Source organism: Oligoflexus tunisiensis (assembly GCF_001748245.1).
In the GTDB taxonomy this organism is placed as follows: Bacteria; Bdellovibrionota_B; Oligoflexia; order Oligoflexales; family Oligoflexaceae; genus Oligoflexus; species Oligoflexus tunisiensis.
In genome coordinates this window covers 1179333-1192794 of sequence record NZ_BDFO01000001.1, presented here as the reverse complement: position 1 = coordinate 1192794, position 13462 = coordinate 1179333, and the positions used below count along the sequence as shown (strand labels likewise).

Annotated in this window: 11 protein-coding genes; 3 read left to right on the top strand and 8 right to left on the bottom strand. The window is 53.0% G+C overall.

Going from position 1 to position 13462, the window contains the following annotated elements; all coding sequences use genetic code 11:
• Positions 1-9: 9 nt before the first annotated feature.
• Positions 10-3252, top strand: a complete 3243-nt coding sequence (locus tag OLTU_RS05255) for an efflux RND transporter permease subunit (RefSeq protein ID WP_141731706.1) — start codon at positions 10-12, stop codon at positions 3250-3252.
• Positions 3253-3405: 153 nt separating this feature from the next.
• On the opposite strand, the gene OLTU_RS05250 is transcribed toward OLTU_RS05255, so the two are convergent.
• The 7 genes from OLTU_RS05250 to OLTU_RS05220 form a co-directional block, all read right to left on the bottom strand.
• Positions 3406-4587 (bottom strand): TolC family protein, encoded by a 1182-nt coding sequence (locus tag OLTU_RS05250; protein ID WP_176736345.1) that lies wholly within the window; start codon positions 4585-4587, stop codon positions 3406-3408.
• Between the two features lie 85 nt (positions 4588-4672).
• Positions 4673-5125 (bottom strand): hypothetical protein, encoded by a 453-nt coding sequence (locus OLTU_RS05245; protein WP_141731704.1) that lies wholly within the window; start codon positions 5123-5125, stop codon positions 4673-4675.
• Positions 5122-8250: an efflux RND transporter permease subunit gene (locus OLTU_RS05240; RefSeq protein ID WP_141731703.1), complete on the bottom strand. Its 3129-nt coding sequence runs from the start codon at positions 8248-8250 to the stop codon at positions 5122-5124. Before OLTU_RS05240 ends, OLTU_RS05245 begins: the two co-directional genes overlap by 4 nt.
• 180 nt (positions 8251-8430) lie before the next feature.
• On the bottom strand, positions 8431-8646 hold the full coding sequence (locus tag OLTU_RS05235; protein ID WP_141731702.1) for a hypothetical protein: 216 nt from the start codon (positions 8644-8646) through the stop codon (positions 8431-8433).
• A 300-nt stretch (positions 8647-8946) separates the two neighbouring features.
• Positions 8947-9546, bottom strand: a complete 600-nt coding sequence (locus OLTU_RS05230) for a DUF6064 family protein (RefSeq protein WP_141731701.1) — start codon at positions 9544-9546, stop codon at positions 8947-8949.
• The gene (locus tag OLTU_RS05225; RefSeq protein WP_141736744.1) at positions 9546-10484 is read right to left on the bottom strand and encodes an aldo/keto reductase; all 939 of its coding nucleotides are present in this window, start codon (positions 10482-10484) and stop codon (positions 9546-9548) included. Before OLTU_RS05225 ends, OLTU_RS05230 begins: the two co-directional genes overlap by 1 nt.
• Positions 10481-11413, bottom strand: a complete 933-nt coding sequence (locus tag OLTU_RS05220; protein WP_141731700.1) for a LysR family transcriptional regulator — start codon at positions 11411-11413, stop codon at positions 10481-10483. Before OLTU_RS05220 ends, OLTU_RS05225 begins: the two co-directional genes overlap by 4 nt.
• 131 nt (positions 11414-11544) lie before the next feature.
• On the opposite strand from OLTU_RS05220, the gene OLTU_RS05215 reads away from it, so the two are divergent.
• Complete coding sequence (locus OLTU_RS05215) at positions 11545-12453, top strand: NAD(P)/FAD-dependent oxidoreductase (protein ID WP_141731699.1); 909 nt, start codon at positions 11545-11547, stop codon at positions 12451-12453.
• 13 nt (positions 12454-12466) lie between these two features.
• On the opposite strand, the gene OLTU_RS05210 is transcribed toward OLTU_RS05215, so the two are convergent.
• Positions 12467-12949, bottom strand: coding sequence for an SRPBCC family protein (locus tag OLTU_RS05210; RefSeq protein ID WP_141731698.1), 483 nt, complete (start codon positions 12947-12949; stop codon positions 12467-12469).
• A gap of 127 nt (positions 12950-13076) precedes the next feature.
• Here OLTU_RS05210 and OLTU_RS33120 point away from each other — a divergent pair, with 127 nt between their 5' ends.
• Complete coding sequence (locus OLTU_RS33120) at positions 13077-13238, top strand: IS3 family transposase (RefSeq protein ID WP_141731697.1); 162 nt, start codon at positions 13077-13079, stop codon at positions 13236-13238.
• Positions 13239-13462 lie beyond the last annotated feature (224 nt).

Sequence of the window (13462 nt, the reverse complement as noted above, 5' to 3'; positions counted from 1 at the left end):
GGAAGGCACTTGATCGAAAAAATAATAGAATTCAGCGCCCGGAACAAATTTTTCGTCCTGGTCCTGACAGCGGTGGCTTTGATGGCTGCGCTGTGGACTTTGAAGCGTCAGCCTCTGGACGCCATACCCGATCTTTCGGACACTCAGGTTATTATTTATTCCAAATGGGATCGATCGCCCGATATTGTCGAAGACCAGGTCACCTACCCTATTGTTACGGCCTTGCTCGGCACTCCGCATGTCAAGACAGTGCGGGGCATATCGGACTTTGGCTTCTCGTATGTTTACGTTATTTTCGAGGATGGTACCGACCTCTATTGGGCCAGAAGCCGTGTGCTCGAGTACCTCAGCAAGGTAACTCCAAATTTGCCTCAAGGGGTCCAGACTTCCATAGGGCCTGATGCCACCAGCGTCGGCTGGGTCTATCAGTATGCGCTGATCGATGAGAGCCAAAGTCTGAACCTTGCCGAACTGCGTTCCATTCAGGATTGGCAGCTGAAGTTTCACTTGCAAAGTCTTCCTGGGGTTGCGGAGGTTGCTTCGGTCGGCGGGTTTGTCAAACAGTATCAAGTTAACGTCGACCCCAATAAGCTCACGGCTTACAATGTCACGCTCCTGGATCTCGTGAAAGCGATTAAACAGTCCAACAATGATACCGGAGGGCGTGTCCTTGAATTCTCCGGGATAGAATACATGGTCCGTGGCCGCGGCTATATCAAGAATATTGAGGATATCGAGAAGACAGTCGTAAAAACTGATCCTAAAACGGGCGTTCCTGTCCTCGTTCAGCACCTGGGTCGGGTTGAGATTGGTCCCGATATGCGGCGCGGTGTCACTGACTTGAACGGCTGGGGTGATGCTCCCGGCGGAATTATCGTGATGCGACAGGGGGAGAACGCCCTGAATGTCATCCATTCCGTTAAAAGGAAGCTTGACGAGCTCGCCCCAAGCCTGCCTCAGGGAGTGAAGATCATTCCGGTCTATGACCGTTCGGACCTGATTGAGCGAGCCATCGACTCGCTGAAAAGTAAACTTACGGCTGAAATCCTCATTGTTTGCCTGGTCATACTGGTCTTCCTATGGCACCTCCCCTCAGCCATCGTTCCTATTATTACGATTCCCGTATCAATCCTTTTGGCGTTTATTCCTCTCTATTTTATGGGAATTACCACAAACATCATGTCGCTGTCAGGTATTGCGATCTCAATTGGCGTCCTGGTGGATGGCGCCATCGTTGAAGTGGAAAACGCCTATAAAAAGCTGGAGCAATGGATCGCTGGAGGCCGGCAAGGGGACTTTCATGAAGTTCGCTTGAATGCTCTGAAAGAAGTGGGACCATCCGTCTTCTTTTCGCTCCTGGTCATCACGGTTTCTTTTCTGCCCATTTTTACATTGGTCGACCAGGAAGGTCGTCTCTTCAAACCCCTTGCTGTGTCCAAAACCATGACCATGGCTCTTGCGGCTCTCCTGGCCTTGACGCTGGATCCAGCTCTGCGCATGATGTTTTCCCGCATGGAGCCCTTTCGGTTCAAACCCCGTTGGGCTTCGAAAGTGGCGAGTCAGGTGGCCGTTGGGACCTATTATCCAGAAGAAAAGCATCCCATCAGCCGTGTGCTTTTCAGAATTTATGAGCCTGTCGTTCATTTCGTGCTGAAGCACGCAAAATTAACTCTGGCGGGTGCAGCCCTTCTCATGCTGCTGACCATACCCGTCTATATGCGCCTTGGTTCTGAATTCATGCCTCCCCTCAATGAGGGGGCCTATCTCTATATGCCCACCACCTTGCCTGGGATGTCCGTGGCCGAAGCCAAAAGAATGCTGCAGAAGCAGGACGCCATCATCAAGTCGTTCGAGGAAGTGGCCACTGTTTACGGCAAGGCTGGACGGGCTGACACGTCCACCGATCCGGCTCCCTTTTCGATGGTGGAAACAACCATCGTCTTAAAACCCAAGGAAGCATGGCCGACAGTCGAGCGCTGGTATTCGGCGTTACCGGGCTTTTTACATCCACTCTTCACGTGGCAGCAGCCGCAGCACAGGACCTTTGAAGAGCTTCAAAATGCAATGAACGAAAAGCTCAAGTTTGCAGGTTTTCCTAACATATGGACCATGCCGATCAAGAATCGCATCGATATGCTCTCCACAGGAATTCGGACTCCAGTGGGGATCAAAGTCCTGGGACCTGATGTTACCGTGATTCAAAAAATCAGTGAGCAGATTGAAGCAAAAATTCAGACAATACCGGGCACCCGTACGGTCTACGCGGAACGCACGTCCGGTGGCTACTACCTGGATATCGTCTTCAACCGTGATGAGTTGGCCCGTTACGGCATTGCCATGGAAGAAGCCCAGATGATCGTTGCTTCCGCCATTGGTGGAGAGAACGTTTCTTACACGGTGCAGGGATTGGAGCGATATCCTATCAATGTTCGCTATGCCCGTGAATTTCGGGAAGACCTCGAAGGCATCAAACGGGTTCTTGTACCGACTCCTCAAGGGTTGCCTATTCCTATGGCTCAGCTGGCTGAAATAAAAATGGTCGAAGGTCCGGCCATGATTCGCAACGAAAATGGCATGCGTGCTGGCTTCGTATACGTGGACATTGAAAACCGGGATGTTGGAGGATATGTTGAGGAAGCCAGGAATCTCATTGCAAGTCAGGTTTCTCTTCCCCAAGGTTACAGTCTCAGCTGGAGCGGTCAGTTTGAGAATATGCTTCGCGTCAAGGAGCGTTTGAAACTCGTCGTGCCGCTTACCGTCTTTCTGATCGCCATGCTGCTTTATATGAACACCCGATCCTGGATCAAAACCGGTATCGTTATGCTGGCGGTTCCATTTTCCCTTATTGGAGCTGTCTGGCTGCTCTATTTTCTCGACTACAATCTTTCAATTGCGGTCTGGGTGGGCATGATCGCTCTGATGGGCCTGGACGCCGAAACTGGGGTCTTCATGTTGCTTTACCTTGACATGGCTTTTGAAGAAAAGGTGAAAGCGGGTCAGATGCGAACCCGTCAGGATCTGACCGACGCTATCGTTTATGGAGCCGTGAAAAGAATTCGTCCTAAAATGATGACTGTCATGGCTGCATTCTTTGGTCTTATTCCCATCATGTGGTCCATGGGAGCGGGAAGCGATGTCATGAAGCGGATCGCCGCGCCGATGGTGGGCGGCCTGGTGTCCAGCTTCGCGCTCGAGCTTCTGGTTTATCCGGTTGTCTATTTCATCTGGAAGAAGAAACGACTCAGTACTTAATTTTTCTCAAGTATGGAAACGGGAAAATCAAGCGGCTGTGTTTGAGGAGAATCCTAGCGAGGCAAGCGAATGCAACTGAGCAGACGCCATTTTTCCCAATACGTGGTCAGGCCAAGGCCGGCTCACTCGGATCAACCGACCATCCCAACTCAATTATTGCTGGGTCAAGCTTGTCAAGCCAACCTCGGCGAGGTAATAGTCAAAGACAAGCTGAATGTTCTCCACCTGCGTCCGGTATAAGGTCCGGCTGGCTTCCAGCACATCAGGACCGTTCTTAACGCCCCGCTCATACTCATCACTGGTCTGCTTCAGATACTTTCTGGCTTTCTGCAGCTGCTCTTCAGAACTATGAATGAGCTCGTGGATGACCCTCATATCATGCATGTGCTCATGATAGACTGCCTCGATCTGCCTTGCGTTTTGCTGTTTCTGAAGCTCATAAGCCGAGGCTTCCAGCCCTTTTGCAAAGGCCTCATTCTGTGCTGTCAGGTTATCACCGAGCGGGACGCTGACCCTGATACCGGTGGAAAAATCCCTCCTGGGTAATGAACCGGGGACATCCTTGTCGCCTTCCAGGTATTCCTCATAACTCGCGAAGAGATTGACATCAGGAGCCCATTTGCTCACTCCTGAACGGGCAATAGTCTGGGCCTGATCCGTCTGCAGGGCGAGTCTTCGTACAGCGGGGTGAGCATCCGCTGAAAGCTTATATTTACCCTCCTTGGGTTCGGGCGGGTGAGGAAACCTCCTGTCGAGCGAAATGTCAGCATTATCAGCTAATCCCACGAGAATGCGAAGTTTGTTCGACAGCTCATGTTCCTCCTTGTCAAGGTTGCGCTTTTCCCTTTTTAGGGAAGATTCGTGGAGTTCGAACTCGAGAAGGTCTGTATTGGTCGTGACCCCTGATTTGAATTTCATTCGGGCTGACTTTTTCTTTTCCTGTGCGATTCTCATGGCCTCAGACCAGGCCTTCTTCAGCTCCTGGATCGAAGCCAGCTTCACAAAGAGCGCTCGGGCGAGACTCAGCTGGTTCCTCAGAACCAGCTGAGTCTCTTCCTTACGGATCGCTGTTTCTTTTTCCTGAAGGGTATCCTTAAGGGCATCACGACTCCCCCGATAGAGATTCACGCTCCCTTCAAGCTTGAAGAATGGAGCTCTGCCTCCACTGCCATCGATTTCTCTGACGCCCCGAAGACCGGATTCCAGATCCAAGCGCGGATACCGTGCCCGAGCCTGATAACCCTGTCTCGCGGCGGAAGCTTCCATCAGAAGCTCTGCAGCTCTTACGTCCTTGCTATTTTTCTGAATGAGCTTCGGAAGATCATCGTACTTCAAAAGTACGGTCTCCCTGGCAGCCAGAGTCGCTGGCAGAAATACGCATATGAGTAGTGATGCCCATGGCTTCATCTAAAGGTCCCTCTTAGTCAAGATTATCGAACGCCGACAGGAGTTCCTTGTCCTTGGTCTTGAAAACAAAATCGAGGTTGAATGGCTTACCGATGACCGCAGGCATTTGACCCGAGAAGGCCTTGCCGTCATAGGTGATGTCAAAGGCCTTGGATTGCCACTTGCCTTTCTTTTCGGTCGCCATCGTCACCTTTGCCTTTTTTTCCCAGGTGCTGGCATCGACCGGCTTCATGTTGGAATCATAGACATAGACCTGAACCTTGCCGTCCGGCGTGCGGACCAGTTCCGCCTTGTAATGCAGCTTCGCCTTTGGACCAAGGTTGGCCTCTTTTTTCTCGACAACGGCCGAGACCAGGCCTCCGAATTTTCCAGTATCGGAAAGTTTGGGGCCATGACCTTCGTCATGAGAGAAGGCTGGGATGCTGGTTACGAGGCAGGTTGCTACTAGAAACGCTCTCAATTTCATACGAGTTCTCCTTTGTTCGCTTGAAAACGAAGATATTGCTCAGAAGCCTTCCGACCGAAAAGGCAAAAGGCCGTCGGAGTCACGATCAAATCAAGGAAGGTGGATGACACGAGGCCCCCTACAATGACGACGGCCACAGGATGAAGAATCTCCTTGCCCGGCTCGCCAGCTGCCAAAAGAAGTGGAATCAACGCAAGAGCTGCCGTGGATGCTGTCATGAGAACGGGCACAAGCCGTTCCAGGGTTCCTCTTAGAATCATCTCTTTTCCAAATTTTTCACCTTCCTCCTGCATGAGGTGAAGGTAGTGACTGACCATCAAAATGCCATTTCGTGATGCGATCCCGCATAGAGTAATAAAGGCTATAAGCGTTGCGACCGAAAGAACGCGTTCGGTCATATAGATGGCGAAGACACTTCCGATCAAGGCCAAAGGCACATTCAGCATGACCTGGAAACTGAGAGCCCAGGAACGAAAGTGCAGGTAGAGCACTCCAAGGATTCCCAGAAGCGACAGAAGCCCGAGGACGGCGATTCTTCTGGAAGCCTGCTGCTGACTCTCAAACTGACCTCCCAGCTTGATAAAGTAGCCTTCCGGCAGTTTGAGTCCGTTCGCCAGCTTCTCTTGAATTTCGCAGACAGCGGTACCAAGGTCCCTTCCCTCCGTATTAGCCGACACCACAAGGCGTCGCTGCATGTCCTCGCGATTGATCATATTGGGCCCACTGCCCTGGTAAACCTTCGCCACGTCGTCAAGTTTGACTCCCAATCCGCTGGGAAGGACCTTGATGAGTGTCGAGCCAATACTTTCCGGGGTGGAGCGGGATTCATCATCGAGCCGCATGAAAATATCGTGGATTCTCTGGCCGTCGATAAACTGCCCGGCAGATTCTCCGTTCAGGGCAATTTCAAGATCCTCTGCCAACGCACCGGATTTGATACCAAACCTTCCAGCCTCCTCCCGATCCAGGGCAATCTTCAGCTGCGGGATAAGCACCAAAGGCTCCACCTGCAAATCAACGATTCCAGGGATGGTTTCGAGAAGACCAAACGTCTCGCCACCAAGTCGCCTCAGTTCACTGAGCTCGGGCCCAAATATTTTCACAGCAATCTGAGCGCGGACTCCGGAAAGAAGATGATCCAGGCGGTGGCCTATGGGCTGGCCGAGATTCACGTATACGTCGCCAGTGGCTTCGATTTTTTCGCGGATTTCCTTAAGGACAACGGGCCGCGGGCGGCCCTCGCTTTTGAAATCGACATCGATCTCGTGCCAGTGAGCGCCTTCAGCGTGTTCATCCATCTCAGCACGGCCTGTGCGTCTCACCGTCGAGGCGACTTCGGGAACGGAAAGGATGGCTTCCTCGATTTTGATCCCCAGCTGGTCGGAGGCAGCCAGGGATATGCCAGGCGCACCGGCCACACCGATGGTTGCCGTTCCTTCATTGAAACTCGGAAGGAAATTGTGCCCCATCCTGGGAAGAAGGCTCAGAGCAAAGATCAAAAGGCCAATGGACAGGCCAAACACCAGCCATGGCTTGGGCATCGTAAAAAGCACGACTCGGCGGGCTCCATTCTTCAGCATCCGAACGAAAAAGCCGTCTTCCGTATGAGCGATTGCTTTGGACTGAGGCAGTAAATAGGAACACAAGACCGGCGTAATCGTCAGCGAAAACCCCAGCGAAGCGAGAATCGATATAATATAGGCGATTCCCAGCGGCACGAAGAGTCGGCCCTCGATACCCCCGAGTGAAAAGAGGGGAAGGAATACCAGACAGACGATGACGGTTGAGATAACGATCGAATTCCTGACCTCGGATGAAGCCTCGTAGATAACTCGAAGAGGGCTACGAGGATTGGGAGACAGTCTGTTTTCCCGTAACCTTCGGAAGACATTCTCCACATCAACGATGGCGTCATCCACCAGCTCCCCGATGGCAACCGCCAGACCGCCAAGAGTCATGGTATTGACCCCAAGACCAACCAGGTGAAAAACGATGGCCGTCATGAGCAGTGATACAGGGATGGCGACAAGCGTAATGGCTGTGGTGCGCACATTGAGAAGGAAGAGGAAAAGGATGATGGCCACCATGATGATTCCGTCTCTGAGCGCTTCCTTCACATTGTTTATCGCCGTTTCGATGAAATGCGCCTGCCGAAAAAGATTCTTTTCCAGCTTCATTCCGGCTGGAATGGTCGGTGCCATCTCATCCAGTTTTTTATCAATTTCCTGAGTCAGGTCGATCGTGCTGGCATTTGGCTGCTTTTGAATCGTAAGGATGACGGAATGCTTGCCATTGATGCTGCCTTCCCCCCGCCTTGTCTTCGGTCCAAGTTTGACTTCCGCCACATCCTTGATAAAGACCGGCTGTCCTAGATGCATTCCAATGACCGAGTCCCTGATATCGTCCAGCGAACTGACGCGCCCAAGGGGCCTGATGAGATACTCCTTCTCCCCAATATCGAGAAAGCCACCCGTCGTGTTCTCGCTCATCTGGCGAACCGATTCCTTGAATTCTTCGAGGGAAATACTCCGTTTCTGAAGAGCCTGGCTGGAGACGAGAATCTGATACTGCTTGACCTGTCCGCCCATGACTATAACCTGGCTGATGCCTGGAATGGTCATAAGCTGCGGGCGTAGAGTCCAGTCAGCATAAGAACGCAAGTCCATCGGAGAGACCTTTTCATCCGTGGTCATGAGCCCTACAAACTGGATTTCACCCATGATGGAGGTCACCGGCCCCATGACCGGCACGATGCCGGGAGGGAGTCTTCCCTGGAGCAATTGAAGACGCTCCGCTATCAGCTGGCGGTTCTGGAAGATCCCAGTGCCCCAATCGAATTCCACGTAGGATATGGAAATTCCTATTCCGCTTGAGGATCGAACACGAAGTACGCCCGGGGCACCGTTCAAAACCGACTCTATGGGAATGGTAACGAGCGACTCGACCTCCTCAGGAGCCAGGCCGTGTGCCTCCGCAATAACCGACACGGTTGGCCGGTTGAGGTTGGGCAGGACATCAACGGGCAGCTTTCCGGCCACGATAAACCCATAGGTGCAGATGGCCAGAAGCAACCCCAGAATCGTCAGCCGATGATTCAGGGAATAACGAATAATAGCATTGAGCATCAACTTCTCCGAAAGCCTGGGAAGCATCCAATAGCATGCGTGCAGACACAGAGTCCGCTATCGCAGTTGTTCAGTTGTAGGATGGGGTTTCAGTGTTATGAATTCATGCGATGGGAGGCCGCAAAAGGCTGCCTGAGAAGGGGTCGGAAATTGTGGGATGCACTTCAAACACAGGCATATTCAAGGGTATTGAGTCGGGGAGACTGGCAAGAGATACTTGCGTGCAGACTCCTGGGTTTGAAAACAGTCCCCAAATATCCATGTCATGACTATGCGCCGGTTGATTCGGAGCATGCCGATGGCTATGACCTTTTCCTTGGGCTGATTCAGGGGGAGAGTGATCAGCATGGCGCTCATGATCGTGGCCATTTTCACCATGGGAATGCTCTGTATCATGATGGTGCTCATGGTCCTCAGGTTCGACATCATGCAGCGCGACATGAATTACCGTCTTCACATAACTTAATGTGTGAAGGGGCAGAATGAGAAGGGCCGTAAAGATGTAGGCGAGGACAGTTCCCATGACTCAACCGTCAGTTGACAACGCATGTAGGATAATAGTTTCAAGGATAGGGCGCCAGACGTCAATTTAGCAGGGAATTCGATTCTTAAACTCAACCCAGCTTATTTAAGTCACGTTTTTACGCTTGAATTGACCAAATCATACCGTCTGACGTACCAGCTCATTCTCAAGAATTACGTGACTCCGGCAAGCCCGTAATACACCAGCGAAGCGATGAGGCACCAGATCAGCGGCACTATCATCAGAATCAGATTCAGCGCCCCGGGCCGACCCGTCAACAAGAGCCCGATGGTGCCTAACGCTGTCCGCTCAGGTCCCCATCCGAAAATCAGAATCTGGTCTGGACTCTGCCCGAACATCAGTTCGATGGGAATGAATGCCGCTAAAACATAGAGCCCCACTCCAACCAGTTGCCTGATCCCCGATGCAGTCCCAGGTTCCAGTTTTCCGAGGATGACCCCACAGAAAAAAATCAGCAGAGACTCGGCGAGAAAGAGCCAAGCGAAGGATCGCGCCGCCCAGTTGATGGGCTGAAAATATTTCAGGTGGAAGATCAGACCGACCCAAGCCCAGGCCGCTGCCATGATACCGGATATAATCCGGGATCGATGTCTGGTACGAAAAAACAGAAGGCCCAGGATCACAAAGGCGAGAGCCAGCCACAGAAGCTGCCAGGGCCAAAAATCGTGATTATAAGCGGCAAAAACTTCGAACAGGATTTCCTTCGAGAACAGGATAAAGTCCGTGATCCTGTATGTGCTCCACTCCCCCATCACAGGCTCGCCATATACTGGATCATCTTCACACGCGTGGCGGCGTCCGGCAGTCGGCCTCGTCCTGCGCCCATGTTTTCGCGCATGTGTGTAACCACGCGCGTCGCGGGGATGGCACAGGTGATCGCGGGATGCGAAACAATAAACTTCAGAAGGAACTGGGGCCAATTCTGGCAATCAATCTCACGAGCCCAGGGAGGCAAGGGTTTTCCCTGCACACGGCGGATGAGGTCGCCACCATCCAGCGGACGATTGGCGATCACCGCGATGCCTCTATCCTGGGCCAGCCCCAGCAGTCGGGATTCGACAGCCCGATCCCTGATATTGTAGGTGAGTTGAACGAAGTCGAGAGGCTGGGTGCGCATGATCCTCTCGAGCTCATCATGCCGGCGGCCATGGGACGTCGTGACTCCCACGTGGCCGAGCGCACCCGACTCTTTCATTTTGAAAAGTGTCTTCAGATGACCTTCCCAGCCATCCAGATTATGCACCTGGAGCAAATCAAATTTCTTGAGCTTCCAGAGTTTTTTGGACTCCTGAATCTGCTCCAGACCTTCGGTAACGGATGAGGTCCACACCTTGGTCGCGGAAAAAAGCGTTGGAGGAAAGTTCAGTTTCGCAAGGCCGTAACCGACCACCTCCTCCGAAGATCCGTACATGGGGGAGGAATCGATGAGCCCGCCGCCCCATTTAAAAAATTCCCGCAGCACGTCCGTGCGCGTATTCCGCAGTCTTTCGCTGTTGCCCACATTGAAGGTGATCCAGGTTCCCATGCCGATGAGCGGAAGCATGGCGCCCGTCGAAGGGATTTTCCTGGTGAGCGGTTTGTCTTCTGCAGCCACCGTGGCGCCTGAGTACGGCACGAGCACCGCTGAGACTGCCGACAGAGCGATCCATTCCAGGAATTCGCGTCGCTTCATGGGTCTTCTCCGTTTCAGCTCTTTGTCCCGGCACTGAATCCCATGAGACAGCCCGAGCATGTTTCCTTAATAACCGATTGTTCTTTAAGAAAGCCAATAAAAGATAGGAGGGGGAGGGACGGCCGTTCCCGTCTCCAGACAGCGTAAATTCCGACCCTGGGTGCGGGATTTTTGAGAGGAATAAAGCGTGTACCCGGTGCGCTGAATCCTGTCATGGATCGAGCCGCCAGCAAAATCCCCTTGCCGGTTGCGACCAGGGCGGGGCACGACTCGCCCCTTTTGCGAATTCTCACCCGCACGTCCCCCTGGTGTTGATCCAAAAAGGCTTTCACGGAATCGTGAAACCGTGGCGCTTCCGCCCGTGGATGCAGGATAAAGGTTGCGTCTGTTAGATCGGAAAGGTGCAAACTCCTGCGTTGGGACAAGGGATGCGTCAGGGGAAGGAGAACGCCAAGCTCCTCGGAGGCCAGCTGCATGGTTTCATAGGCCGTCGCATCCACCGGACCCTCGCAGAAAATCATATCCACGCGGCCGTGGTTGAGCTCGGTCAGCAGTCTGGACAAGGGATGTGTGGCCAGCTCGACCTTGACGCCTGAGCCAAGCTCCCGATACGTCCACACCAGCGAAGGCAGGCTGGAATAGAGGGCCATCATGGTGAAGCCGAGCTGCAATTCCGCCCGCCTTAACCTGCCGATCCCCCGTACGTTCTGCTCGGCCTCCATCATTTTCGCCAGGATTTCACGAGCCTCCTTGAGGAGGGCGACGCCGGCTGGTGTGATCGTAACGCGGCGCGTTGTACGCACAAAGAGTTCCACGCCCAGGTGATCTTCCAGCCTCGCGATGGTGCGCGTCAAAGGTGGCTGGGACATGGCGAGGCGATCCGCGGCTTTACGAAAATTCAACTCTTCGGCCACCGCGATAAAGGCTTTGAGTTCACTGATTTCCATCAGATGGCCTTTCCCAGCATTGATACCTTTTGGGTATCAATATTTATCCCAATTCAGGAATTCCCAACGGAATGCCCAGCCGATACAGTAGGCAGAAGTGGGGTGGAAAATCCATTTGAAAGAGAAGCACCATGAAATTTGATTATGATGTTCTGATCGTAGGAGGCGGCCCTGCCGGGCTCCAGAGTGCACAAATGCTGGGACGGGCCGGACGCACGGCCCTGGTTTGCGATGATGGAAGGCCGCGGAATCGTCCGGCCGCGCACATGCACTATTTTCCGACCCGGGATGGCCTTCCTCCGGAGGAATTTCGGCGTCTGTTTCGGTCGGATCTTGCTCATTACCCCAGCCTGCATTTGCGCGATGTCAGCGTCACGGATCTCGTGCCGAAAGAGGAAGGTTTCGAGGGCGTCCTGGCCGATGGCAGCCGAGTGTCCGCACGCAAGATTATTCTTGCTGATGGTGTTCAGGATATTCTTCCGCCCATTCCAGGGCTGTCTGAACTTTTTGGGAAAACTGTTTTTCATTGTCCCTACTGTCATGGTTATGAGTTCAAGGGGAAGACTCTTGGAATCGTGGGAAATGGTGAGATGGCATTTGCCATGACGGGGATTCTTCGGGGTCTGAGCCAGGACTTGATTCTCTTCACGCAAGGGGCGTCGGCCTTCAGTTCGGAGCAAGCGGAAGCACTCGCCAGGCGTGGAGTTCCCATTATCGAAGAGACGATTGCATCCTTCCTTGGTGAAGAGGATGGTGTTCTGATCCGTTTGGACAATGGCCGGGAAATTTTCAGGCACGGAATTCTTTTGCGACCTCCGCAAAAGCCGAAGTCCGATCTGGGACTCAGGCTCGGCTGTCGGATCAATGAACAGGGCTTTTACGAGGTTGATACGGAAGCTCAGAGTTCCGTGGCCAATGTTTTTATTGCTGGCGATGGGATGGATCCAAGGCAATCCGTTCTGACATCAGCCTACACAGGGATGATGGCTGCGATCAGTGCCAATCATCGACTTGCTCGCGAGGATATGCTTCGGGATTGACTTGGGTCTAAGTTCAGAGCGTCCGGGCGAGAGCTTCGAGTTGACCGGTTGTCATGGCCCAGCCTTCATGGAAGCCCTTTTCCTCATGCTGTTTCCGTGCCTCCTCGGTCCAATGCAGGGCGCGTACCACATAGCGGGTTCTACCGCCTTCTTCGAACAACTCGATGATCGTGGTCATGAAGGGAACGACCGCGGGTTTGTCGGCTGGAATCCAACCCGGCTTATAGGCGTTGGTGAATACCAGCCGCCGTTCCGGAACTGCTTCCAAAAACACCGCGACGCCGTCAGATTCCTCACCGTTTGGGCCACGCATGACGATGTGAGACTTGCCGCCGGGGTGCAGATCCAGAGTTTTCACCTCGGTTGTCCAGGATTGGGGTGCAAACCATTTCTCCAGGAGCCTGGGCTCCGTCCAGCAGCGCCATATGTTTGCGCTTGGTGCGTTCAGCAGACGCTCCAGACTCAACTCGTGTCCTTCAGTCTCTCGGTTGGTCATTGGTTTTTCCTCTTCAGGTCATCTTTTCTTCCAAGGTCTCGGCTCTGGATCTTGCGCTCGAACTCCTCGGCCGTCAAGTAGCCAGGGACCGCCTGACGTCCACTAATTGTTTGGATTTCACGATTGGATGAAGCGCGCGCTGTCACCCAGAACGATTGAGCGCAGCAAGATTCAGGCTGCTATTCGGCGCATATTTGAAGACAGCCGCAGGAACTACGGAAGTCCCAGAATTCATAAGGAACTTGTTAAACAGGGATTTCAGTGCAGTGAAACGCGATGGAAAGACTGATGAGGGAAATGGGGACCCGTGCAAAAACAAAGCACAAATTCAGAGTCACGACAGACTCAAACCATAAGCTACCGGTGAGTCCTAACGTCATAAACCGGGATTTCAAGCCGTCGGGGCCGGATAGACTTTGGCTAAGCGACATAACGTATACTGCGACCGACGAGGGATGGCTCTATCTGGCGACCGTGATGGATGCCTATTCCTGAAAGATTGTTGGTTGGAGC